Below are 22,553 nucleotides of genomic sequence, written 5' to 3' on the forward strand. Positions count from 1 at the left end.
CCGAGTCTCGAGTCAGTTTAGAGAGCCACCCGGCGTAATTCCCTTGATGCCACTGATACACCGTGTGACGCGCTCCGAGATAATATTGTACATTTGTATAATCAGTGGTAATTGATTCCAATATCCAGTATCTATCCTTTTGATTGTGATTCGGGAGATCGCGAACCCACGACGGTGCGCCGAGCAATGTAAAGAACGTCGCGGCGATCGCCTGAAGGCCGCTCGGAATTTGATCGAATCTGCACGCTCGACTAAAGGCACCTAAGGCTTGCGCCTCAGATAAAAAAAGAAAGCAGGTGCAGAAAACCGCTATTTTCGCTCGTTTATGCGTTCGGGTATTGATTGGCGCTTCAAGTGGCTCGAGTGAAACCCATCGAGCCGGTACTATCTGTCGAATGGTCACTGGTAGGCTCCGTTTGACGGAGCCTCTAAGTTAGCGCTGAGCGCTCGTCGTTCTAATCACGGGCCGAAAAATAGGACCCAGTCATGTCGATGGGGCTTGGATGCGCCGGCAGTCGGCGTCTGGTTTCACGCTTCGTCCCGTAGATACCCAGGCGTTCAACCGGCAAACACGTAATTCGTCATCGCCAACGCCCGCTGGTAGGTCCCGAGCGACTGAATCTCGAGCGCATAGTCGTCGCTGGCCGCGCCGATCGAGGCAAATATCGGCAGCAAGTGTTCGTCGGTCGGATGCATGAAAGCGGCGTGAGGCGCTTGCGCGCGGTAGTCGAGCAGCGCCTCGATATCACGCTGCGCAAGGCGTGCCTCGAACCAATCGGTGAACTCGGCGACGCGCGGATCGCCGTCGCCCGGTTTCGCGCCGAAATCCGCCGCCCGCAGGTTATGCGTAATCTGACCGGAGCCGACGATCAACACACCGTCATCGGCCAAGGGCCTCAGCGCGCGTCCCAGTGCATAGTGATGCGCCGGATCGCGGTGCGGCTGAATCGATAGTTGCGCAACCGGAACGTCGGCCTGCGGATACATCAGGAGCAGCGGCACCCAAGCGCCGTGATCGAGCCCGCGCGGTTGCGTTTGCGCCGCGATGTTCGCGGCATCGAGCAGCGCAGCGGCCTGACGGGCTACATCGGGCGCACCCGGCGCGCGATAGTGCAATTCGTACAACGCGCGTGGAAAGCCGTAAAAATCGTGGATCGTTTCGGGCGCCTCGGCCGTGCTCGCCACGGGAACGTTCGTGCCCCAATGCGCGGACAGCACCAAGATCGCACGCGGACGCGGCAATCGAGCGCCGAGCGCCGCGAATTCGCTCGACGGCATCGAAGGGTCGATCGGCAGCGTGGGCGCGCCGTGGGATAAGAAGAGAGAAGGCAGTCGTGACATGGCATAGCGGCGCGCGAGCGCGTCCGGCGATCGAATGGTGGGTACCCAGCGACTATATGCCGCCGCGCCATGGCGAGAAACCCGCTTTCGAGAAACGGATCGTGTCACAGGAGTAGCGAGTGAGCGGCGCAGCGCGCCCGGCGGCGGTTTATGCCTCGCCGCGCAGGCCGGCCCACGCGGCGGCGAGCGCCGGGCCCAGAGCGAACATATCGAGCACGCGCGCCACGGTGTCGTCGACCATCTCCTCGATCGACGCGGGCCGGTTGTAGAACGCGGGCAGCGGGGGAAAGATGACCCCGCCCATCTCGGTCACGGCCGTCATGTTGCGCAGGTGCGCGAGGTTCAACGGCGTCTCGCGCGCGAGCAACACGAGGCGCCGGCGCTCCTTGAGCGTGACGTCCGCGGCACGCGCGATGAGGTTGTCCGACAGGCCATGAGCGATGCTCGCCAAGGTCTTCATCGAACAGGGCGCGACGATCATGCCGTCGGTGGCGAACGAGCCCGACGCGATACTCGCGCCGACGTCACGCACGCTATGCGCGACATCCGCGAGCGAATGGACGTCGTCCTTCGTCATTCCGAGTTCGTGCTGAAGATTGAGCCAGCCGGCACTGGAGACGACGAGGTGCGTCTCCAGGCCTTCGATGCGGCGCATCGCGTCGAGCAGGCGCACGCCATAGATGGCGCCCGTGGCGCCCGTGATCGCGACGATCAACCGGCGCGGCGCGGCACTGGAGCGAGACATGGCTGAAGCGAGAAGAAAGCGGCGCGGCCCGCGCTCGGCCGGCCGGCCGAGGCGAGCGGTGGCTTCAAGCCGCGGCGAACAACTGCTGCAGCTCGCCTGACTGATACATCTCCATCATGATGTCCGAGCCGCCGACGAATTCGCCCTTCACGTACAGTTGCGGGATGGTCGGCCAGTTCGAGAACTCCTTGATGCCTTGGCGGACTTCGTCGTCCTCGAGCACGTTGACCGTCTTGAACTGATCGACGCCGCACGCCTTCAGGATTTGCACTGCGCGGCCCGAGAAGCCGCACATCGGAAATTGTGCGTTGCCCTTCATGAAAAGGACGACCGCGTTTTCGTCGACGATTTGCTTGATGCGTTGTTGCGTATCCATGACTGACCTTGGCTTGCACGGGGAAAAGTTAGGGGGCAATGATAGCGGATTTCAGCTTCGCGAGCCGACGGGCCTAGTGCCGCGGCGCACTCGGCGCGTCGGCGAGCATTCTGCTCAGTTTGTCCGCGAGTTCTGCATAGGTGAACGGTTTCGACAGCAGATGAATCCCGGCATCGAGCCGGCCGTGGTGCACGATCGCGTTGCGTGCGTAGCCCGTCGTAAACAAGACGGGCAACTCGGGGCGTTTCGTTCGGACCGCGTCGGCGAGCTGTCGTCCGTTCATGCCGCCCGGAAGCCCGACGTCCGTAAAGAGTAGCCGAATCTCGGGCCGCTCGCCGACGAGGTGCAAGGCGCTCGGTCCATCGGCCGCCGCCAAGACGCGGTAGCCCAGTTCGCGCAGCATCTCGCTCGTCGCGGTCCGCACGTTTTCGTCGTCTTCGACGACCAAGATCGTTTCGCCCACGCGACTGGCGGGCACGGGCCGGTGGTCGGGCCGTTCGTCCACGGCGGCATCGCCCGCGAGCCGCGGTAGGAACAGCTTGACCGTCGTGCCTTGCGTAAGTTCGCTGTAGATCCGCACGTGTCCGCCCGATTGCTTGACGAAACCGTAGACCTGACTGAGCCCGAGCCCGGTGCCGTGGCCCACTTCCTTCGTGGTGAAGAACGGCTCCATGGCGCGCTCGAGCACCTCCTTGGACATGCCCGTGCCCGTGTCGCTCACCGCGATCATGACGTACGGCCCCGCGTCGAGCCCGTCGAAGCGCGTGACATACGACTCGTCGAGCATGCAGTTGGCCGTTTCGATGGTGAGCTTGCCGCCGCCCGGCATCGCATCGCGCGCATTGACGGCGAGATTGAGCAGCGCGCTTTCGAGCTGATTGGCGTCGACCGATACGCGCCAAAGCTCGGCCGCGTTGACCGCTTCGATCGAGATGGCTTCGCCGAGCGTGCGTCGAAGCAAATCGGACATACCGGCAACGAGTTTGGTGATATCGGTCGGCTTCGCGTCGAGCGTTTGGCGCCGCGAAAACGCCAGCAAGCGCCGCGTCAGATTGGCGGCACGGTCGGCGCCGCGCAGCGCATTCTCGACGAAGCGCGTCATGTCCGCGCCTTGGCCGGTCTGCCCGAGGCTGCCGACGCGCCGCTGGAGCCCCTCGAGGCTACCGATCACCACCTGCAGCAAATTATTGAAGTCGTGCGCGATGCCGCCCGTGAGCTGGCCGATCGCTTCCATCTTCTGCGATTGCCGCAACTGGGCTTCGACGTTGCGTTTCTCGGTCAGATCCCGCGTGACCTTGGCAAAGCCGATGACCTCGCCGTCGGGGCCGACGATGGCATCGAGCAGCACGTTGGCCCAGAAATGCGTGCCGTCCTTGCGCACGCGCCAGCCTTCGCCCTCGAACTTTCCGGTGCTTGCGGCGCGCGCGAGCACCTTGCCCGGCACACCGTCGCGCCGGTCTTCTTCCGTATAGAAACGCGAGAAGTGCTGGCCGATGATTTCATCGGCCTGATAGCCCTTGATTCGTTGTGCGCCCGAGTTCCAACTCGTGACGTAGCCGTCGCGGTCGAGCATGAAGATTGCGTAATCGACGACGCTATCCACGAGCAGGCGAAAACGCTGCTCGGTCTCCTGCAGACGAGCCGACGCCTCATGGCCGCGATGCGCCTCCGCGCGGCTGGCCGCGAGCGCGGCTTCGTTCGACCGTTGCTGCGTCGCTTCGCGCGCTTCCATCAGCACGAAGGCGACGTGACCCTGGTCGTCGCGAACGGGGCGCAGCGTCGCGTCGATAATCGACGCCGATGCGCCGGATGCGGCGGCCGCCATGGGGAGATCGAGCCGGACCGTTTCGCCTGCCGCGGCGCGCGCAACGGCTTGCCGCAGCGCCTCGCGAGCCTCGCGCAGCTCCGGCGCGTGCGGGAAGACGTCGGCGAGCGGGCGGCCGATTACTTCGGTTTGCGGCAGCTGCAGCGCGCGACAGCCTTGATTATTGCAATCGAGGACCGTCCCGGAAGGGCTCAGCAAGGCGACGAAGGCGGAGATCTCGCTCAGGATGACGTGAGCGAGCTTGTTGCGCGTGAGCTCGGCCGGGTCGTCCGGGTGAAGCTCGGTACCGCGAACAATCGTGTGTTCGCCGATATACGGCAAGGGACACTTCACCGTGGGCTCCGCTTTAAGTTCGGTTGAAACGCGGCCGCGGCAAGTCTGTCCCCCGCGCGCGAGCGAAGATAAATCATATCAGCGTGGACGATGCATCAAATCATCTTAGAGTGCGATCGAACGATTGGGAATGCACGGCGCGAGATCGAGACGCTGCCCGGCCGCTCAGACGCGTCGTCCGCCCGTTGTGCGTTCGATACCGGCTAGATCTTGCAACGAACGTACGTCCGCGAAGCCGGCGGCCATGAGCAACGCACGCACTGAAGCGGCTTGATCGTAGCCATGCTCGATCCACAAGGATGCGCCTATAGCTAAAAACGGGCCCGATCCGAGCACGATGCTGCGAATGGCGGTCAATCCGTCTGATTCGTCCGTCAAAGCGCCACGAGGTTCGAAGCGCAGATCGCCTTCGTCGAGGTGCGGATCGCCCGACGCGATATAAGGCGGATTGGTGACGATGATATCGAATTGAAGTGCCGGCGACGCCGGCGACGCGCCGTCCAGCGCGCCATACCAGTCGCCCGCCATCCAAGCGATGGGGCCGCCCGGGCGGCCCGGATCGAGCAGCTTCGCGGCGTTGCGCGCCGCGACGGCGAGCGCCGCCCCGGAGCGATCGACGGCCCATACGCGTGCGTCGGGCCTTGCCGATGCAATGGCCACCGCGATCGCGCCGCTGCCGGTGCCGAGGTCGAGCACGCGGGGCCGAGGGATCGATTCGATCGCCGCGAGTGCCGTCTCGACGAGCAATTCGGTCTCGGGGCGCGGGATCAGCACGTCGGGCGTGACGTCGAATTCGAGACCGTAGAACTCGCGTACGCCGACGATCTGCGCGATCGGCTCACCCGCCACGCGCCTCGCCTCGAGCATCCGAAACGCGGCGAGCGCGTTCGGATCGAGCGATTCGCCGCCCCGCGTGATCAGTTCGGTGCGTCGCCAGCCGAGGGCATGCGCAAGCAGTACCCGCGCCTCCAGCGGCGCGAGCGGGCAGGCGCGCAACACCGCGGTGACGGTGGGCGCCGCGGACGTGGGGCCGGCTGTCATGGCGCGTGCGTCAGTCCGCGTCGCCGAGCGAGGCGAGCAACTCGGCTTGGTGTTCGCTGACGAGCGCGGCGATGAGCTCGTCGAGGTCGCCGTCCATGATCGCGTCGAGCTTGTAGAGCGTCAGATTGATCCGATGATCGGTCAATCGTCCTTGCGGGAAGTTGTAGGTGCGGATTCGTTCCGAGCGGTCGCCCGAGCCGACCAGGCTCTTGCGCGTGGCCGCTTCCTTCGCGTGCTGCTCTTGGTATTGCTTGTCCTTGATGCGCGCGGCGAGCACCTTCAGCGCCCGGTCTTTGTTCTTGTGCTGCGAGCGGTCGTCCTGGCACTCGACGACGATACCCGTCGGCAAGTGCGTCACACGCACGGCCGAATCGGTCTTGTTGATGTGCTGGCCGCCGGCGCCGGACGCGCGAAACGTATCGATCCGCAAGTCGGCCGGGTTGATTTCGACTTCGCCGATCTCGTCGGCCTCGGGCATGACGGCCACGGTGCACGCCGACGTATGAATCCGGCCCTGCGTCTCGGTGGCCGGTACGCGTTGCACACGGTGTCCGCCCGATTCGAACTTGAGCCGCGAATACGCGCCTTGACCCGCGATGCGCACGATCACTTCCTTGTAGCCGCCGAGATCGGAGGCGCTCTCCGACATCGTCTCGACCTGCCAGCGCTGCCGCTCGGCGTAGCGCAGGTACATCCGCAAGAGATCGCCGGCGAATAGCGCCGATTCGTCGCCGCCCGTGCCTGCCCGGATTTCGAGGAAGATGTTGCGCTCGTCGTTGGGGTCTTTGGGCAGCAGCATTTTGCGCAGGTCGTCTTCGAGCTGCGTCATTCTGTCGCGAGCGGCGCGCACTTCTTCTTCGGCGAACTCGCGCATCGAGGCATCGGAGAGCAGCTCCTGCGCGGTGGCCGCATCGAGGCGGGCCTGGCGCCAAAGCGAGTAGTGCTCGACGACCGGGCCGATTTCGGCGTGCTCGCGCGTGAGCTTGCGGTACTGGTCGAGCTTGGCCGTCACGTCGGCGCGGCTCAGGAGGTCGTTCAGTTCGGCCAGCCGCGTCGTCAGCTGGTCGAGCTTGTGTTGCATGCTCGTTTTCATGTGCGGAGCGAGGCTCCCCGGAAAGAATGTGGAAATGGCGAATTGCGCGGCACGCGATTCGCGCACCGCGCGAGCGGGGGGAGCGCCGCTAATGTTCGGATGAATCGGGGCGCTTTGCGTGCCCGTAGAAGCTGCCCAGCAACTCCACGAGCGTGGCGCGTTCGCCGCTCGTGGCGCGGTTCAGCGCGTGCGTCGGGCCGTGGATGAGCTTGTTCGTCAGCGATTGCGAGAGCGCTTCGAGGACGGCGGCGGGGTCGTCGCCGCGCGAGAGCATCTTCATCGCGCGCTCGAGTTCGGTGCGGCGTAGCGCATCCGCTTGCGTGTGCATGTGACGGATGACCGGCACCACGCTGCGCGCATCGAGCCATTGCATGAAGCCCTGCACGCGCGTTTCGATGATCGCTTCGGCCTGTGCGACGGCGGCCTGGCGCGAGGCATTGCCTTCGCGCACGATCGCGCCGAGGTCGTCCACCGTGTAAAGGAAAACGTCCTGCAGTTCGGCCACTTCGGGCTCGATGTCACGCGGCACGGCCAAATCGACCATGAAGATCGGACGGCGACGGCGTGCCTTCACCGCGCGCTCGACGGCGCCCAGGCCGATGATCGGCAGCGTCGATGCCGTGCACGAGACGATGATGTCGAACTCGTGCATCCGCGCGGGCAGGTCGGCCAACGGCATGGCATGACCGCCCAGGCGCTCGGCGAGCTTGGCGCCGCGCTCCATCGTGCGATTGGCGACCACGAGCTCGCGCGGGCTCTGCGCCGCGAAGTGCGTCGCGCAAAGCTCGATCATCTCGCCCGCGCCGATGAACAGCACGCGCTGGCTCGAGACCTTGTCGAAGATGCGTTGGGCGAGCCGAACGGCCGCCGCGGCCATCGAGACCGATTGCGCGCCCACGGCGGTGTTGCCGCGCACTTCCTTTGCCACCGCGAACGTGCGTTGGAAAAGCTGATTCAGATACGTGCCGAGCGCGCCGGCTTCGGATGCCGAACGCACGGCGTTTTTCATCTGCCCCAAGATCTGGGTTTCGCCGAGCACCATCGAGTCGAGGCCGGAGGCGACGCGAAAGGCGTGACGCACGGCTTCGGATTGGGGCAGGGCGTAGACATGGGGCGCCAGCTCGTCCACCGACACGCCGTGATAGCTCGAAAGCCATTGCAGCGCAGCTTCGCGCGCGGCCCGGTCATCGGTGGCGCAATAAAGTTCGGTGCGATTGCACGTGGACAGGATCGCGGCTTCCGGGGAAGCAAGCGACGAACGCGTGCGCCACAGGCCCTGGAAGGCGTCGAGCGCCGGTTTCAATTGCTCGAGCGGAAACGCCACGCGCTCGCGCAGTGCAACAGGCGCTGTGTGGTGATTGATTCCGATCGTGAGCAGTTGCATACGTGGGGTGCCATGTGCGCCTACCTTGGCGGTGGCGGCGCCGATATTTCAGCCGGTTATTATAGCGGGTCCGCCCTAAGGCTAGCTGACCGAACGCAAACCGCCGTGCAGTCGCGAACCGATCCGAAAGCGGCGGTGCGCGCCGGTCACGCCGGGCCGCCGGCGCCTCTAGACTCGGCCGCTTTGCCCGCTGGGCGGGCGTGAGCGAGCGCGACGCATATGGCCCCAAAAGCCGGCGAGCGTTGTCGCCTCGGATCTCCTTAAATAGACACAATAAGAGACGCACCATGCGATTTGGCGGTTTTCTTCGAGGTTTCAAGCCCGACGTCGATGTGACCCTCGGCGCGGACCGGCGCTGATGGGCTGGGCTGGAATCGTTGTATTAGGACTCGCCGTCGGCCTGGCCGGATGGTGGCTGCATCCGCTGCGTAGGTCGAGCCGCGCGGGCCTCCCCGCCGCTTGGGTCGCGGGCGTCGTCGCGGCCGCGGCCGCGAAGATGCTGGGCGACGTGTCGGGTCTTTTCCATGACGGCGAAACGCTCCAGTGGCCCGTCTGCACGGGCTTCGCGCTCGTTGCCGTCGCCTTGACGGTGGCGCTGGGGTGTCGCCGATGAACTCAGGTTTTCTTCGATGAACGATCGTCTCTCTCATGATGCCCCGCTGGGCGGGGCCCATACCCCCAGCGCCGGCCGCCTGGCTCGATTGCGCGAGGCGATGGCGGCGGCAGGGCTAGCCGCTTATGTCGTACCGTCCTCCGACCCGCATCTGTCCGAGTACTTGCCCAAGCGCTGGCAAGCGCGTCAGTGGTTGTCGGGTTTTACCGGCTCCGCCGGCACGCTCGTCGTCACGGCCGATTTCGCCGGCGTCTGGGCGGATAGCCGATATTGGGTCCAAGCGCAGGCGGAGCTTGCCGGAACCGGAATCGAACTCGTGAAGATGGCGGGCGGCGCGCAAACGCAGGCGCACGTCGAATGGCTCGCGAACCGGCTTACCGCGGGCGAGCGTGTCGGCGTGGATGGCGCCGTGCTCGGCCTCGCCGCTGCCCGGACGCTTCGAGACGCGCTCGAGGCGCGCTCGATCGCACTCGTCACCGATCGGGACTTGCTCGATACGGTGTGGTCCGATCGCCCGGCGCTGCCGGCGAGCCCCGTGTACGAGCATGCGCTGACCCATGCTTGCGCGGGACGCTCGGAAAAGCTCTCCCTCGTGCGCGCGGCGATGCGCGAATGCGCGGCCCAATGGCATTGGATCTCGACGCTCGACGACGTGGCGTGGCTCACGAACCTGCGCGGTGCCGACGTCAACTTCAATCCGGTGTTCGTCGCGCACATGCTCGTCGGTCTCGACGAAGCGACGCTGTTCGTCGGAGCGGGCAAGGTACCGGCCGACATCGCCGCGGCGCTCGACCGGGATGGCATTCGCATCGCGCCCTACGAGCACGCTCGCGCGGCACTCGCGGCGCTGCCCGCGGGATCGACGTTGCTGATCGATCCGCGACGCGTGACTTTCGGATCGCGCGAGGCCGTACCCGGCACCGTGAAAATCGTGGAGGCCGTGAACCCATCGACGTTCGCGAAATCGCGCAAGACCGGCGCTCAGGCCGAGCACGTGCGGTGGACCATGGAGCAGGACGGCGCGGCGCTGGCCGAATTTTTCGCGTGGTTCGAAGGTGCGCTGGGCCGCGAGACGATCACCGAGCTCACGATCGACGAGCGGCTGACGGCTGAGCGCGCACGCCGCCCGGGCTTCGTTTCGCCGAGCTTCGCGACGATCGCGGGCTTCAACGCGAACGGGGCGATGCCGCACTACCGCGCGACCCCGGCGGAACACGCGAGGATCGAAGGAGACGGATTGCTCCTCATCGATTCCGGCGGTCAATACGTGACGGGTACGACCGACATCACGCGCGTCGTTCCGGTCGGTGCGACCACCGAGGCGCAGCGGCGCGATTTCACGATCGTGCTCAAGGGGATGATCGCTTTGTCGCGGGCGCGTTTTCCGCGTGGTATCCGTAGCCCGATGCTCGATGCGATCGCACGGGCGCCTGTGTGGGAGGCCGGCTTCGACTACGGGCACGGCACCGGCCACGGCGTCGGCTATTTCCTGAACGTGCACGAAGGCCCGCAGGTGATAGCCCACTATGCGCAGCCCGAACCGCATACGGCGATGGAAGCGGGCATGATCACATCCGTCGAGCCGGGTGTGTACCGGCCGGGTCGATGGGGTGTGCGGATCGAGAACCTCGTGCTGAGCCGCGCCGACGGCGAGACCGAGTTCGGTGCATTCCTCGCCTTCGAAACCTTGACGCTGTGCCCGATCGATACGCGTTGCGTGATGGTGCCGCTACTGCGCGACGATGAGCGCGCGTGGCTGAATGCGTATCACGAGACGGTGCGCGCGCGCGTGTCGCCGCTCGTCGGTGCGAACGCCAAGGCGTGGCTCGACGCGCGCACACAGCCGATTTGAAGCGATAACAACAAAGGAGTGTGCATGAAACCGAGGGTCGTCGTTTTTGATTTCGGCGGGGTGCTCATCGATTGGAACCCCGATTACCTTTATCGCAAGCTCATTCCCGACGTGGACGAGCGCCGCCGCTTTCTCACCGAAGTTTGCACGATGGATTGGGTGATGCGGCAAGACGAGGGGCAATCGATCGCGTCGGGCACCGAGATGCTCATCGAGCGTTTCCCGCACGAGGCCGAGCGCATTCGCGCGTTTTACGACCGGTGGCAGGAAATGATCGTGGGCGTGTTCGCGGATAGCGTCGCGCTCGTCGATAAGCTCGAAGCGGCCGGTGTGCCGCTGTTCGGACTCACGAATTGGTCGGACGAGACGTTCCCGTACGCATGGGAGCGTTACGACGTCTTGCGCCGGTTCCGCGATGTCGTCGTGTCGGGACGCGTGAAGCTGGTCAAGCCCGATCCGCGCATTTACGCGGAAGCGTTTTCCCGCATCGACCGCCATGTGCCCGGCGTCGCGCCGAACGAGATCGTCTTTATCGACGATAACCTCAAGAACGCGCATGCCGCGGCGGCCGCGGGCTGGCATGGGATTCACCATACGAGCGCCGCGGCGACCGAGGCGAGGCTGCGCGAGCTGGGCTTCGCCTTCGGCTAATTCGCTGGATTCGCTGAATTCCCTGAATTCGCTGGCATTGGATGAGCACCGGCGCGGGCCGCCGGTGCCGAGCGATCAGCGTGTGATCGGCTTGTAGCGCAGACGCTTGGGCTTGGCGCCTTCTTCGCCGAGGCGCTTGCGCTTGTCCGCTTCGTACTCCTGATAGTTGCCGTCGAAGAACACGGCTTGCGAATCGCCTTCGAACGCCAGGATGTGCGTGGCGATACGGTCGAGGAACCAGCGATCGTGCGAGATGACCATCACCGAGCCCGCGAACTCCAGCAAGGCATCTTCGAGCGCGCGCAGCGTTTCGACGTCGAGATCGTTCGACGGCTCGTCGAGTAGCAGCACGTTACCGCCGGCGATCAGCGTCTTGGCCAGATGCAAGCGGCCGCGTTCCCCGCCCGACAAGTTGCCGACGTTCTTTTGCTGATCTGCACCCTTGAAGTTGAAGCGGCCGATATAGGCGCGCGACGGCGTTTCGTACTTGCCGACGGTGAGCACGTCCGCGCCGCCCGAGATTTCCTCGAAGACGGTCTTCGTGCCGTCGAGCGCATCGCGGCTCTGATCGACGTAGGCGAGTTTGACCGTCGGGCCCATCTCGATCGTGCCCGAATCGGGCGTCTCGCGGCCCGTGAGCATACGGAACAGCGTCGATTTACCTGCCCCGTTCGGGCCGATGATGCCGACGATCGCGCCGGCCGGCACCTTGAAGCTGAGGTTATCGAGGAGCAGCCGATCGCCATAGGCCTTGCTGACGTTCTTGAACTCGATGACTTCGTTGCCGAGACGATCGCCGACCGGAATGAAGATTTCCTGCGTCTCGTTGCGCTTTTGGTAGTCCTGGCTCGACAGTTCCTCGAAGCGGGCGATCCGCGCCTTCGACTTCGCTTGGCGTCCCTTCGGGTTTTGGCGGACCCATTCCAGTTCCTTCTTGATCGCCTTCTGGCGCGCCGATTCGGCGGCTTCTTCTTGCTTCAGGCGATCTTCTTTCTGATCTAGCCAACTGCTGTAGTTGCCCTTCCAGGGAATGCCGTGTCCGCGATCGAGTTCGAGAATCCATTCGGCGGCGTTATCGAGGAAGTAGCGATCGTGGGTGACGGCCACGACGGTGCCCGGAAAGCGCGTGAGGAACTGTTCGAGCCACTCGACCGATTCGGCGTCGAGGTGGTTGGTCGGCTCGTCGAGCAACAGCATGTCGGGTTTTTCGAGCAGCAGCTTGCACAGGGCGACGCGGCGTTTTTCACCGCCCGACAGGTGCCCGATCTTTGCGTCCCAGGCGGGCAGGCGCAGCGCATCGGCGGCCACTTCGAGTTGCTGCTCGGGGCTGCCGCCGTCGCTGGCTGCGAGAATCGCCTCGTACTTCGCTTGTTCGGCGGCGAGCGCGTCGAAGTCGGCGTCGGGCTCGGCATAGGCCGCATAGATCTCATCGAGCTTCTTTTGCGCTTGGAACACGTCGCCGAGGCCTTCCTCGACGGCCTCGCGCACGGTCTTTTCCGGATCGAGCTGCGGCTCTTGGGGCAAATAGCCGATGTTCAGGTTCGGCATCGGCGTCGCTTCGCCTTCGATATCGCGGTCGACGCCGGCCATGATGCGAATGAGCGTCGACTTGCCCGAGCCGTTCAGGCCGAGCACGCCGATCTTCGCGCCGGGGAAGAAGGACAGTGAAATGTCTTTCAGAATCTGACGCTTGGGCGGCACGATTTTGCCGACCCGGTTCATGGTGAAGACGTATTGGGCCATGTGCGTGAATGTACGATACGAGCCGCCGCCTTCGCGTAACGAGGCGGCATGCGGGTGAATGGAGGTGAAACGCGGACGCTGGTCACCGCTTGCAACGCGTCATTTTATCAACGGGGGCGAGCGCGCGTCGCGGTTGGCGCGGAAACGAGCCCCCGCGAATCAATGCGCACGATCAGCACGCGCCGCCAGGCGAGCGTTCCAACGCCGCTCCGCCACGCTCGCCGGCTCCCTCCATGAAAAGCGCCACCATCTGCGCGAACTCCTCGCGCAGCACGAGCTTCGGCTGCATCAGCCAGCGCATCAAGGTACCCAGATAGAGGTGGTGAAACCAACTGGCGAGCTGAGCGGTGGAGAACCGGTCGGTTACTTCGCCCGCGGCCTGCGCCTCGGCGATCAACGTACGCCACAGCAGCGCAATGTCGCCGCGGTCGGGATCGGCGCGCGCCGGGGTGGGCGGCGGCGGCTCGCCGAGCGACAAAAATCGATGCCGCAAGTAAGCGGCAAGGTGAGCGGGGTGCCTCCCGCACCAATCGGCCGAGGCATCGAGTTCGGCCGACACGCGCGCGACGAAGCCGCGCCGGCGCTGCAACTCGGGCGCGAGCCGCTCCAAGTCTCGCTTCAGTTCGGCCTCCAGCCAATGCGCCAGCAGCGCTTCCTTCGTCGGGAAATGGTTGTACAGCGTGCGCTTGGCCACGTCGGCCTCGAGCGCGATTTGCTCCATCGTGACGCTGCCGTAGGCCTGCGTCTCGAACAGGCGTCCGGCCACCGCCACCAGATGAGCGACCATCTGCAACCGCTTGCGCTCCCGGCGCCCCGTGTCCTCGACAGTTGTCATGCGTGATATTCTCTGAAAAAATGCACGACGTGCATTAATATACGACGTATTCTTTTCTGAATCTATGGCGCGGACCGTGTTGAGCGGGCCGACGACGAACCATGAAATTTACCGTAGCGACGTATGGGACAGAAGGCGATACCCGGCCGCTGGCCGCACTTTGCCGCGCGCTGATGGACGCTGGCCACGAGACGCGCTTGCTCGCCGACGGTGCGACGCTGCATTCGGCGCATGCGCTCGGGGTGCCCTGCTCGCCGCTCTCGGGCGACATCAAGGAAGCGTTGATGCCGGGGGCCAGCTTGGGTGAGATCGTCGGGAAGCATACCGGGGTTCAGGCCACCGCCAAGGCGCTTGCCGCGATCGCCAACGCCAATACGGCCGCTTGGATGCGCGAGGTCAAGACGGCGGCCGACGGCAGCGATGCGATTATTGTGTCCGCGTTGGCGTCGTTCGTCGGATTATCGGTCGCCGAGCATTTGAGGATTCCCGCGATCGGCGCCTCGATGATACCGATCACGCCGACACGCGAGTTCGCCTCGCCGTTCTTGCAGCCGGGCATTGTGCCTGGTTTCTTGCATCGCATGAGTCATACGTTCGTCAACGGCATGATCTGGCGCGCGTTTCGCCGTGCGACGAACGCGGCGCGCGTCGAGGTTTGTTCGCTCGCGCCGCGCACGCGAAATTGGACCGACCATCCGATTCTGTATGGCGTTTCGCGCACATTGCTGCCGCAGCCTGCCGATTGGCCGGCGCACGCGATGGTGTGCGGACAATGGGCGGCGCCGGTGGACGACGATCGGGAGTGGTCGCCGCCCGAGGCGCTTTCGACGTTTTTGCAGGCCGGCGAGCCGCCGATTTATGTCGGCTTCGGCAGTATGGCCGGGTTCGATAGGGAGCGGCTCTTGCCTGCGCTGATCGAGGCGATCGGCGGTCGTCGTGCGCTCTTCTACCCGGGATGGAGCGGCAACGATGCGTCGCGCTTGCCGCCGAATTTTCATGTCGTCGGCGAAACGTCGCATGCGTGGCTCTTTCCGCGCGTCGCGCTCGTCGTGCATCACGGCGGTTCGGGGACGACCCACTCGGCGACGCGCGCGGGCAAGCCGTCGGTCGTCGTCCCGTTTGCGGGTGATCAGTGTTTTTGGGCCGATCGACTGCACCGGCTCGGCGTTGCCGCGCCCGCGGTGGACGGCAATGCCCCCACGGCGGCGGCGTTTGCGAGTGCCATCGACTTCGGCTTGCTGAGCACGGCGCAAGCGCGTGCCGAGCAGTTGGGCGCCGCCATGCGGGAAGAGGATGGCTTGCGTGCGGCGGTGGCGGCGATCGAGCGCTTGGCCGCGGCAGGACAAGAACTGAGAAGCGTGGGGATTTGCCCGGTCAACGCGCACGCGTAGGGCGGTGCCTTGAACTCTCGGCGGATGTCGTCATTCATCGTCCGGCGAAAGAGGGGCATTAATCTCAATATCCACATTCTTCACCAACGCCCGCGCGCGCTCTACCAATTCGGGCGGAAAGGAGCGCACCATTGCAGGGAGCGCTACGATGTCATGAGCGGGAAACGCTAGTAGCGGGGCGAGCGCGGGGTCACTCTCATCCATAGCAGTCACGCGTTCCATAACCACTTCGCCGGTCGATTTGATCCTGTAGCGAATCTTGCCGCGCTTATCGAGCCTGAGGTATCGACGAATGATCTCCGGCACCGTCGTTCGATAGCTATCCGTCAATGAGGATTGCGCTTCGGGGAAATTCGCGTCGTCGGGCAGCATATAAGACATTTCCGTCTTCATTCGTGGCATGTCGCGATCCTAACCCCATCGCATTAAGAACGCGTTGCACGAGGGGCCCGTCGGCCATGAGGTATCGAGGTGTAGTGATACAGTGCTGGTCCGCGCAGCCGTCGCGGACATAAATAGCGCTTTGAGAGGGCGACAAATGGCAAACGAAAATATGAGCTTGAGCCAAGCTGGCTGGATGGCTTTGCGCGCTCGCGAACATGCGGTCATGGCTTACTACAACGATCAAGCGAACAACTGTACTTTCGGCGTTGGAACACTCGCGCATACGGGGCCTTGTACGCCGGAAGAACTCGTGCGGCCGGTGACGGTGGCACAGGTAAACGCGCAGCTTGCCGTCGGTGTAAGTCGCGCCGAGGTGGCAGTGCGCCGTCTTGTTAATAATCGAACGCTTACGCAGGATCAGTTCGATGAACTGGTTAGCTACACATACAACGCGGGGGCGTCAGGCGCGCGGACCGTTCTTCAGGCGGCGAACCAAAGTGACGATACAGGTGTTGTTTCACACATGACGCAACGCGTGTATATCCATCCTCGAGACGCGGACGGACGTCGTTTGGCTCCCGTGCGGTCGAATGGCCTCGTCAATCGCCGCCGACTGGAGTCCGCGCCGTTTCGCCAGCGGGGCACACGTCCATGAAAAAGCTTGTTCTTGCGGTAGTCGTGTTGGCTTCGACCCGGGTCTTCGCTGATCAGACACCGGCCGACGAGATCGCGGCGCACAGCGGCTTGCCGGCAAGCGAGGTCAACGCATTGCTTGCCGACTGCGAGTCCAACCAGACCAGCATGAATTTCTGTGCATGGCGCGACCGGATCGTCGCCGAGCGAGAGTTGCAACGAGTCGTCGATTCCCGAGACAGCGAACATCCGGACGGGAAAGCCGTTCTCGACGAGCGGATCGCGAGATGGAAGAAGGCGCGCGATACCGCATGCGAGCAATCGGCCCGTAAAGAATGGGGCGACGGTTCCATGCGGCCAACGGCGCAGACGATCTGTGTAACCGCTGCCACCAAGGCGATGGTTAAGAAGCTATCGGCCACTCCGGGCCACAAACCGCACTGACCGCGCCGGAGCATGGCGTCCCATGCAAACGCCGGTTGAGCGCGAATAAAACCGCGCTCGAAATCGGTGCGGACGATGTGCGCCGCTCGGCTACTTTTTCAAGAAGCGCAAGACCGCATCGACGATCATCTCGCGGTGTTTCGCCCGCAGGCGCGGGTGGGACGGATCGCGCCCGAACGCGGTGCCGAACGTCGATCGATTGCTCACGCGATGAAAGCACAGCGAACTGATCATCAGATGCAGATCGATCGGGTCGACGTCATCCCTGAACTGGCCGGACGCGACACCGCGCGTGAGTAGATCCTCGATCGTGGCGATCACGCTCGCATTACGGCTGCGGAACGTTTTGAGTTGCTCGAGGTACTTTGCGCCGTGAATGTTTTCGATCGTCACGAGCCGCACGAAGTCGCGATGCCGGTCGTGGTAATCGAACGTGAATTCGACGAGCCTGCGCATGCCCTCGATCGGCTCCAGCTCGCTCACGTGCAAGTCTTGCTCGAGCGTGCGGATATCGCCGTACACCTTGTCGAGTACTGCTTCGTACAGCCCTTCCTTGCTGCCGAAGTAGTAATAAAGCATGCGCTTCGTCGTATTCGTGCGCTCGGCGATCGAATCGACGCGCGCGCCGGCGAGTCCCATGGCGGAGAATTCGGCCGTCGCGACTTCGAGGATGTTGCGCTTGGTCTCTTCCGGATCGTACTTGCGTCGAGCGTCGATCTTGGCGCGGGCGCTATTGGACGAGGCCGCCGGTCTTCCCATGTCGTCTAGGGTCTTCAGAGTGAATGCGCGCGATTCTAGCATGGCGCCTTGCCCCGACCGGCGGGGGCCAGCCGGCCGGACCCGTCCGATCCCGGCCGCCGCGTTTTACAGTTCGATCCGCTTGATATCGCCGACGATGAAGATATAAGAGGCCGCCCCGATCAGCGCGATGACGCCGATAAAGGCGAGCGCGCCGACGAACGAACCCGTCGCGCCGACGATGAGCCCGATGACGAGCGGTGTGATGATGCCCGCGAGATTCGCCGCCACGTTGAAGATCCCGCCCGTCAAACCGAGCAGGCCGTCGGGAGCAATGTCCGACACGAGCGTCCACCCGAGCGCCGCCATGCCTTGCGCGAAGAATGCGAGCGACAAGATGGCGATGACGGCCGTGTTGCTCTGCACGAAATTCGCGAGGACGATCGTCGAGGCAAGCAACAGCCCGGCGATGATCGGCAGCTTGCGCGCGACGTTCGGCGACTTCCCGCGACGCAAGAGCCAGTCGGAGAACGCGCCGCCGAACGTTACGCCGATCGACGCGGCGATGAAAGGCATGACCGCGAAGAAGCCGATCTTCAGCCAACCCATGTGGCGCTCCGTGGCCAGATAGGTCGGAAACCAGGTCAGAAAAAAGACGAGCGTCGAGTTGCCGGCGAATTGGCCCAGGCAAATGCCGGTGAGTTGGCGATGCTTGAGCAGACGGCCGATGTTGCGCCAATCGACTTTCGCCCGATGGCCCGCGTCTTCCTTCGTGCTATGCCGCGCCAGGCCGCCGCCTGCCTCGATGTAAGCGAGTTCCGCTTCGTTCGCGGCCGGATGATCGCGCGGTTCTCGATAAAAACGCCACCAAAGCAGGCCGAACGCGATGCCCACACCACCCACCACGTAAAACAGCGAGCGCCATCCGAATGCGCCCATCAACGCGAACAAAAGAGGACTGAAGAAGGCGAGGCCGATATATTCGCCCACGGTATACGTGCCCGTCGCAAAGGCGCGTTCGGTTTGCGGAAACCATGTCGCCACGATTCGGCTGTTGGTCGGAAAGCACGGCGACTCCGTGACGCCGAGCCCCAGCCTGCAAGCGACGAGGGCGCCGACGCCGGTCACGAGACCTTGCACCAGCGTGCACAGCGACCAGAGCGTCATCGCGAGGAAGTACGTCAGCTTGCTGCCGAAACGGTCGAGGAACACGCCGCCGGGTATTTGAGCGACGACGTAGCTCCACGAAAACGCCGAAAAGATCACGCCCATCAGCGCCGCGCTGATTCCGAGCTCTTTCGTCAACTGCGGCGCAGCGATGCCGAGCACAGTCCGATCGAGATAGTTGATCATCGTCCCGACGGCCAGCAAACCGAGGACACGATAGCGCGCGCGCGAGCGCCGGACCGTGGAGGGTTGCGCAGCCGCTTGCAACTGCGCTGGACTGAGCGAGCGCGGTGAAATGGGAGGGGCCATGTCTTTTCGTCTCCTGTCGACTTAAGTCGATATCGTTGAATTGGCGCGAGCTATCGCGCGAGTAACGCCTGTAGATGCGCGTACATCCGGTCGGCGTTCGGTTCCACGCCGGTGAAAATGCGAAACGCGTCCACCGCCTGGTAGACGGCCATGCCGCCGCCGCTCAGCGTCCGGCAGCCGATCGCCTCGGCGGCGTCGATGAGCGCGGTGCGGATCGGGAAGTAGACGATGTCGGCAACCCAAAGGGCCCGATGCAGCAACTCGGCGGGCAACGGCATGCCCGGCAGCTTGGCCATCCCCGTCGGCGTGGCGTGGATGAGTCCGGTCGCCTCGCGCACGACGTTCGCGAGCGAACCGCCCGAGACCACGTCGGCCGCCGGAAACCGGCGTTGCAGTTCGGCCGCGAGCGAGGCTGCGCGCGCGGCGTCCGTATCGAATAGCGTCAACCGCTCGGCCCCGAGGCTCAGTGCGGCGTGCGCCACTGCCGCGCCCGCGCCCCCCGCCCCAAGTTGCACCACACGTGCAAGCGATGCGTCGGGCAGGCCCCGCTTGAATGAGCGCGTGAAGCCGGACCAATCGGTGTTGTAGCCGTATCGCTTGCCTTGCTTGAACAGCACGGTATTGACGGCGCCCAGCGCGCGAGCGTCGTCCGAAAGCTCATCGAGCAGGGGAATGACCGCCTGTTTGCACGGATAGGTGATGTTCAGGCCGTCGAAACCCATCTGCTCGGCGGCGGCCAGCAAGTCGGGCAACGCGCTCGGGTCGAGCCCCAACGTTTCGAGGTCGATGCGCCGGTATACGCACGTCAACCCTTGTTGGCGGGCTTCTTCCTCGTGCATCGCCGGACTCAACGAACCGGCAATGCCTGCACCGATCAGCCCGACGAGGATCGAGCGCTTGTCTTGCTGTGTTTCGACGCTCATTGCTTCGTCCCTTTCTCGAGCAGGACGGCCATTCGTTCGAGTGCCAAGACGTAACCCTGGGTGCCGCAGCCGACGATGATCGCCTCCGCGATCGGCGAGACGTACGAGTGGTGCCTGAACGCTTCGCGCTTATGGACGTTCGAGATGTGGACCTCGATCACGGGCTTGGCGATTGCCGTCAGCGCGTCGGCCAATGCGACCGATGTGTGCGTGTAAGCGGCGGGATTGATGACGATGCCGTCGATGCGTTCGCGTGCCTCGTGCAGCCAGTCGATCAATTGATGCTCGGCATTCGACTGCCTGAAATCGACGGCGAGCCCGAGGCGTTCGCCCGCTTGCGCGCATCGTCGCGCAACGTCGGCAAGCGTTTCGCTGCCATAGATGCCCGGCTCCCGCGTGCCGAGCAGATTGAGGTTCGGCCCGTTCAGGACCAGTACAGAAGCAAAAGTCATTACCGCTACTCCGTGATGTAAGGGAACGCTGCATGAACGCGGCCGCACCGTTCCGGATGTGCGCCAGTGTGACGCCGCTCGCATTCGAAGTCATTCTAGGGTTTTCGAGAATTTGTACCAACTAGTTAGTTCACGTACAGTTCGCCGTGTTTGAGACTGCGTTCGAGTCAGGCCCGCGCCGGCCGCATTCGTATGAATGTCCGTGCGGCGCGACCGGCTTCGCGTGCTTCGTTCATCGCTTTCAGTGCAGCGCAATGCCCATGCAGAACCGTACTTTTCATCATGCCGATGCGCCGTTGCAGCGATCGATCGCGACCGTTTCGATCAGCGGCACGCTCGTCGAGAAGCTTCGGGCGATCCACGCTGCCGGGTTTCGATGTGTCGAGATCTTCGAGAACGATCTTCTGTACTACGACGGCACGCCGGCGGACGTGCGCGCGATCGCGGCCGACCTCGACTTGCGGATCGTGCTCTATCAGCCGTTTCGGGACTTCGAAGGCGTGAGCGCCGAGCGGCTCGCGCGTAATGTCGAACGCGTCAAACGCAAGTTCGACGTGATGCATGCACTCGGCACGGACCGGCTGCTCGTGTGCAGCAACGCGTCGGCCGATACCGCTCGCGACGACGGCCTGATCGTCGATCAGCTCGGCGTGCTGGCGCAGCACGCGCAAGCGGCCGGCGTCGTCGCGTGTTACGAAGCGCTGGCGTGGGGGCAGTATGTCAATTCCTATCGCCATGCTTGGAAGCTCATACAGGCGGTCGATTCGCCGAACCTCGCGCTCGCACTCGATAGTTTCCATACGCTGTCGATCGGCGATCCGGTCGACGAAATTGCGACCATTCCCGGCGAGAAAATCGGATTCGTGCAGATTGCCGACGCGCCGCTCGTGAACATGGACGTGCTCGAGTGGAGCCGGCACTATCGATGTTTCCCTGGGCAAGGCGAGTTTGCGCTGGGCGAGTTTGCCGCTCGTGTCGTCGAAAGCGGGTACCGGGGGCCGCTCTCTCTCGAGATATTCAACGACGGCTTTCGCGGCGCACCGCCTGCCGCGACCGCAGCCGACGGGTACCGCTCGCTATTGCTGCTCGAGGAGCAAACGCGCGCGTCGTTGCGAAGCGAACGGTTCAGCGCGCGGTTGCCTGCGCACGTTCCGCCAGCGCCACCGACGAGTTTGTCGACGCAATTTCTCGAATTCGCGGTCGACGCGGCCTCATGCGCGCACGTCGTCGACTGGCTCGAGAAGCTGCGTTTCCGCCGCGCTGGACGGCATCGCTCGAAAGAGGTGACGCTGTATCGTCACGGCGCGGCGGCTATCGTCCTGAATGCGGAACCCGATTCGTTCGCGAGCGCCTTCTTTCAGCAGCACGGCCTCTCGCTATGCGCATCGGCATTTCGTCTCGACGACGCCAAACTCGCGCTCGAACGCGCTGCCGGTTTCGGCTACGCATCGTTCTCGGGGCTCGTGGGCCCGGAAGAGCGCGTCGTCCCGGCGGTTCGTTCTCCCGATGGAAGTCTTAACTACTTAGTGAACGAAGAATCGGGGCAGCCGACCTTGTTCGAGGCGGACTTCGTGCTGACGGATATCGACGGCCCGAGCGAGGTTGCGCCGCTCACCGGTATCGATCATGTTTGTTTGGCGTTGCCGATGGGCGCACTGGACACGTGGACGCTTTTTCTGAAGGCCGTATTCGGCCTGCAGGCATCGACCGGGGTCGTCGTACCGGACCCCTACGGCCTGGTGCGCTCCCGTGCGTTCAGCAACGAGGACCGTTCGGTGCGTTTGGTGCTCAACGCATCGGTCGATCCTCATACGGCCGTGGCCGAGACCGTCGAGGCGTATCACGGTACCGGATTGAATCACGTTGCATTCGGCACGGCCGATATCTTCCGCGCCGTGTCCGAGTTCGAAGCGGCGGGTCTGCCGCTGCTGCGCATTCCACGCAACTACTACGACGATCTCCAAGCGCGCTGTGCGCTGCCCGAATCGTTACTCGCACGGTTGCAAGCTCACAACCTTCTTTATGACCGCGACGAGCGCGGCGGTGAGTTCTTGCACGCATACACGGAAACGCTCGATCGCCGCTTTTTCCTCGAAATCGTCGAGCGACGCGGCGGGTACGACGGTTATGGCGCAGCCAACGCCGCGGTGAGGCTGGCCGCTCAGGCTCGCCAACGCCTGGAGCGTGGCCGCAGCTAGCGGCCGGACGGTTCTTTTCATTTAGATGATCAGACAGACCACGGGATCCACCCGTGGCGGTGAACCTTTGGAGATGGGAGAC

General features: G+C 64.0%; 21 protein-coding genes. 7 read left to right on the plus strand and 14 right to left on the minus strand.

Translation table 11 applies throughout. From position 1 onward, the window contains the following. Nucleotides 1-558: 558 nt before the first annotated feature. The 7 genes from C0Z18_RS10045 to hemA form a co-directional block, all read right to left on the minus strand. Entirely contained in the window at nucleotides 559-1,341 is a 783-nt protein-coding gene (locus C0Z18_RS10045; protein WP_102645246.1) for a DODA-type extradiol aromatic ring-opening family dioxygenase, read from the minus strand. Nucleotides 1,342-1,489: 148 nt separating this feature from the next. Then, a complete protein-coding gene (locus C0Z18_RS10050) occupies nucleotides 1,490-2,086 on the minus strand; it encodes a UbiX family flavin prenyltransferase (protein WP_102645247.1) in 597 nt (198 codons plus the stop codon). Nucleotides 2,087-2,150: 64 nt separating this feature from the next. After that, a complete protein-coding gene (grxD, locus tag C0Z18_RS10055; RefSeq protein WP_102645248.1) occupies nucleotides 2,151-2,462 on the minus strand; it encodes a Grx4 family monothiol glutaredoxin in 312 nt (103 codons plus the stop codon). A 73-nt stretch (nucleotides 2,463-2,535) separates the two neighbouring features. Continuing rightward, nucleotides 2,536-4,620, minus strand: a complete 2,085-nt coding sequence (locus C0Z18_RS10060; protein WP_102645249.1) for a hybrid sensor histidine kinase/response regulator — start codon at nucleotides 4,618-4,620, stop codon at nucleotides 2,536-2,538. A gap of 165 nt (nucleotides 4,621-4,785) precedes the next feature. Beyond that, nucleotides 4,786-5,661 carry a peptide chain release factor N(5)-glutamine methyltransferase gene (gene prmC / locus C0Z18_RS10065; RefSeq protein ID WP_102645250.1) on the minus strand — a complete coding sequence of 292 codons (876 nt, stop codon included), beginning with the start codon at nucleotides 5,659-5,661 and terminating at the stop codon, nucleotides 4,786-4,788. A 10-nt stretch (nucleotides 5,662-5,671) separates the two neighbouring features. Continuing rightward, nucleotides 5,672-6,754 carry a peptide chain release factor 1 gene (gene prfA, locus C0Z18_RS10070; RefSeq protein ID WP_102645307.1) on the minus strand — a complete coding sequence of 361 codons (1,083 nt, stop codon included), beginning with the start codon at nucleotides 6,752-6,754 and terminating at the stop codon, nucleotides 5,672-5,674. A gap of 88 nt (nucleotides 6,755-6,842) precedes the next feature. Further along, nucleotides 6,843-8,138, minus strand: a complete 1,296-nt coding sequence (gene hemA / locus C0Z18_RS10075; RefSeq protein WP_102645251.1) for a glutamyl-tRNA reductase — start codon at nucleotides 8,136-8,138, stop codon at nucleotides 6,843-6,845. A gap of 358 nt (nucleotides 8,139-8,496) precedes the next feature. Here hemA and C0Z18_RS10080 point away from each other — a divergent pair, with 358 nt between their 5' ends. Genes C0Z18_RS10080 through C0Z18_RS10090 form a run of 3 tightly spaced genes read left to right on the plus strand, consistent with a single transcriptional unit; the run spans nucleotide 8,497 to nucleotide 11,254 of the window. Continuing rightward, on the plus strand, nucleotides 8,497-8,751 hold the full coding sequence (locus tag C0Z18_RS10080) for a hypothetical protein (RefSeq protein WP_102645252.1): 255 nt from the start codon (nucleotides 8,497-8,499) through the stop codon (nucleotides 8,749-8,751). A 16-nt stretch (nucleotides 8,752-8,767) separates the two neighbouring features. After that, complete coding sequence (locus C0Z18_RS10085) at nucleotides 8,768-10,603, plus strand: aminopeptidase P family protein (protein ID WP_102645253.1); 1,836 nt, start codon at nucleotides 8,768-8,770, stop codon at nucleotides 10,601-10,603. A 24-nt stretch (nucleotides 10,604-10,627) separates the two neighbouring features. Beyond that, nucleotides 10,628-11,254 carry an HAD family hydrolase gene (locus C0Z18_RS10090; protein WP_102645254.1) on the plus strand — a complete coding sequence of 209 codons (627 nt, stop codon included), beginning with the start codon at nucleotides 10,628-10,630 and terminating at the stop codon, nucleotides 11,252-11,254. Nucleotides 11,255-11,329: 75 nt separating this feature from the next. Here the strand turns inward: C0Z18_RS10090 and ettA are convergent, their stop codons facing one another. Together ettA and C0Z18_RS10100 are read right to left on the minus strand one after the other, a co-directional pair. Further along, nucleotides 11,330-12,997 carry an energy-dependent translational throttle protein EttA gene (gene ettA, locus C0Z18_RS10095; RefSeq protein ID WP_102645255.1) on the minus strand — a complete coding sequence of 556 codons (1,668 nt, stop codon included), beginning with the start codon at nucleotides 12,995-12,997 and terminating at the stop codon, nucleotides 11,330-11,332. Between the two features lie 172 nt (nucleotides 12,998-13,169). After that, nucleotides 13,170-13,832 carry a TetR/AcrR family transcriptional regulator gene (locus C0Z18_RS10100; protein WP_102645256.1) on the minus strand — a complete coding sequence of 221 codons (663 nt, stop codon included), beginning with the start codon at nucleotides 13,830-13,832 and terminating at the stop codon, nucleotides 13,170-13,172. Between the two features lie 101 nt (nucleotides 13,833-13,933). On the opposite strand from C0Z18_RS10100, the gene C0Z18_RS10105 reads away from it, so the two are divergent. Further along, on the plus strand, nucleotides 13,934-15,223 hold the full coding sequence (locus tag C0Z18_RS10105; RefSeq protein WP_102645257.1) for a glycosyltransferase: 1,290 nt from the start codon (nucleotides 13,934-13,936) through the stop codon (nucleotides 15,221-15,223). Nucleotides 15,224-15,253: 30 nt separating this feature from the next. On the opposite strand, the gene C0Z18_RS10110 is transcribed toward C0Z18_RS10105, so the two are convergent. Beyond that, nucleotides 15,254-15,625, minus strand: coding sequence for a type II toxin-antitoxin system PrlF family antitoxin (locus C0Z18_RS10110; RefSeq protein WP_233217256.1), 372 nt, complete (start codon nucleotides 15,623-15,625; stop codon nucleotides 15,254-15,256). A 136-nt stretch (nucleotides 15,626-15,761) separates the two neighbouring features. On the opposite strand from C0Z18_RS10110, the gene C0Z18_RS10115 reads away from it, so the two are divergent. Next, nucleotides 15,762-16,262, plus strand: a complete 501-nt coding sequence (locus tag C0Z18_RS10115) for a glycoside hydrolase family protein (protein ID WP_199189423.1) — start codon at nucleotides 15,762-15,764, stop codon at nucleotides 16,260-16,262. Beyond that, on the plus strand, nucleotides 16,259-16,684 hold the full coding sequence (locus C0Z18_RS10120) for a lysozyme inhibitor LprI family protein (RefSeq protein ID WP_102645258.1): 426 nt from the start codon (nucleotides 16,259-16,261) through the stop codon (nucleotides 16,682-16,684). The genes C0Z18_RS10115 and C0Z18_RS10120 overlap by 4 nt, the downstream gene beginning before the upstream one ends. Nucleotides 16,685-16,774: 90 nt before the next feature. Here C0Z18_RS10120 and C0Z18_RS10125 read toward each other — a convergent pair whose 3' ends face one another. The 4 genes from C0Z18_RS10125 to aroQ form a co-directional block, all read right to left on the minus strand. Further along, nucleotides 16,775-17,443: a TetR/AcrR family transcriptional regulator gene (locus tag C0Z18_RS10125; protein WP_102645259.1), complete on the minus strand. Its 669-nt coding sequence runs from the start codon at nucleotides 17,441-17,443 to the stop codon at nucleotides 16,775-16,777. Between the two features lie 105 nt (nucleotides 17,444-17,548). Beyond that, nucleotides 17,549-18,898, minus strand: coding sequence for an MFS transporter (locus C0Z18_RS10130; RefSeq protein WP_102645260.1), 1,350 nt, complete (start codon nucleotides 18,896-18,898; stop codon nucleotides 17,549-17,551). 50 nt (nucleotides 18,899-18,948) lie between these two features. Next, nucleotides 18,949-19,821 carry a shikimate dehydrogenase gene (locus tag C0Z18_RS10135; protein WP_102645261.1) on the minus strand — a complete coding sequence of 291 codons (873 nt, stop codon included), beginning with the start codon at nucleotides 19,819-19,821 and terminating at the stop codon, nucleotides 18,949-18,951. Continuing rightward, complete coding sequence (gene aroQ, locus C0Z18_RS10140; protein WP_102645262.1) at nucleotides 19,818-20,273, minus strand: type II 3-dehydroquinate dehydratase; 456 nt, start codon at nucleotides 20,271-20,273, stop codon at nucleotides 19,818-19,820. The genes C0Z18_RS10135 and aroQ overlap by 4 nt, the downstream gene beginning before the upstream one ends. Before the next feature lie 296 nt (nucleotides 20,274-20,569). On the opposite strand from aroQ, the gene C0Z18_RS10145 reads away from it, so the two are divergent. Further along, nucleotides 20,570-22,471 carry a bifunctional sugar phosphate isomerase/epimerase/4-hydroxyphenylpyruvate dioxygenase family protein gene (locus C0Z18_RS10145; protein WP_102645310.1) on the plus strand — a complete coding sequence of 634 codons (1,902 nt, stop codon included), beginning with the start codon at nucleotides 20,570-20,572 and terminating at the stop codon, nucleotides 22,469-22,471. Nucleotides 22,472-22,553 lie beyond the last annotated feature (82 nt).

Source organism: Trinickia dabaoshanensis, assembly GCF_002879885.1.
GTDB classification, from domain to species: domain Bacteria; phylum Pseudomonadota; class Gammaproteobacteria; order Burkholderiales; family Burkholderiaceae; genus Trinickia; species Trinickia dabaoshanensis.

Coding starts and splice junctions, on each gene's coding strand:
- C0Z18_RS10045 (WP_102645246.1), bottom strand. CDS start 1,341: ATGTCACGACTGCCTTCTCTCTTCTTATCCCACGGCGCGCCCACGCTG.
- C0Z18_RS10050 (WP_102645247.1), bottom strand. CDS start 2,086: ATGTCTCGCTCCAGTGCCGCGCCGCGCCGGTTGATCGTCGCGATCACG.
- grxD (WP_102645248.1), bottom strand. CDS start 2,462: ATGGATACGCAACAACGCATCAAGCAAATCGTCGACGAAAACGCGGTC.
- prmC (WP_102645250.1), bottom strand. CDS start 5,661: ATGACAGCCGGCCCCACGTCCGCGGCGCCCACCGTCACCGCGGTGTTG.
- prfA (WP_102645307.1), bottom strand. CDS start 6,754: ATGAAAACGAGCATGCAACACAAGCTCGACCAGCTGACGACGCGGCTG.
- hemA (WP_102645251.1), bottom strand. CDS start 8,138: ATGCAACTGCTCACGATCGGAATCAATCACCACACAGCGCCTGTTGCA.
- C0Z18_RS10080 (WP_102645252.1), top strand. CDS start 8,497: ATGGGCTGGGCTGGAATCGTTGTATTAGGACTCGCCGTCGGCCTGGCC.
- C0Z18_RS10085 (WP_102645253.1), top strand. CDS start 8,768: ATGAACGATCGTCTCTCTCATGATGCCCCGCTGGGCGGGGCCCATACC.
- C0Z18_RS10090 (WP_102645254.1), top strand. CDS start 10,628: ATGAAACCGAGGGTCGTCGTTTTTGATTTCGGCGGGGTGCTCATCGAT.
- ettA (WP_102645255.1), bottom strand. CDS start 12,997: ATGGCCCAATACGTCTTCACCATGAACCGGGTCGGCAAAATCGTGCCG.
- C0Z18_RS10100 (WP_102645256.1), bottom strand. CDS start 13,832: ATGACAACTGTCGAGGACACGGGGCGCCGGGAGCGCAAGCGGTTGCAG.
- C0Z18_RS10105 (WP_102645257.1), top strand. CDS start 13,934: ATGAAATTTACCGTAGCGACGTATGGGACAGAAGGCGATACCCGGCCG.
- C0Z18_RS10110 (WP_233217256.1), bottom strand. CDS start 15,625: ATGCCACGAATGAAGACGGAAATGTCTTATATGCTGCCCGACGACGCG.
- C0Z18_RS10115 (WP_199189423.1), top strand. CDS start 15,762: ATGGCAAACGAAAATATGAGCTTGAGCCAAGCTGGCTGGATGGCTTTG.
- C0Z18_RS10120 (WP_102645258.1), top strand. CDS start 16,259: ATGAAAAAGCTTGTTCTTGCGGTAGTCGTGTTGGCTTCGACCCGGGTC.
- C0Z18_RS10125 (WP_102645259.1), bottom strand. CDS start 17,443: ATGGGAAGACCGGCGGCCTCGTCCAATAGCGCCCGCGCCAAGATCGAC.
- C0Z18_RS10130 (WP_102645260.1), bottom strand. CDS start 18,898: ATGGCCCCTCCCATTTCACCGCGCTCGCTCAGTCCAGCGCAGTTGCAA.
- C0Z18_RS10135 (WP_102645261.1), bottom strand. CDS start 19,821: ATGAGCGTCGAAACACAGCAAGACAAGCGCTCGATCCTCGTCGGGCTG.
- aroQ (WP_102645262.1), bottom strand. CDS start 20,273: ATGACTTTTGCTTCTGTACTGGTCCTGAACGGGCCGAACCTCAATCTG.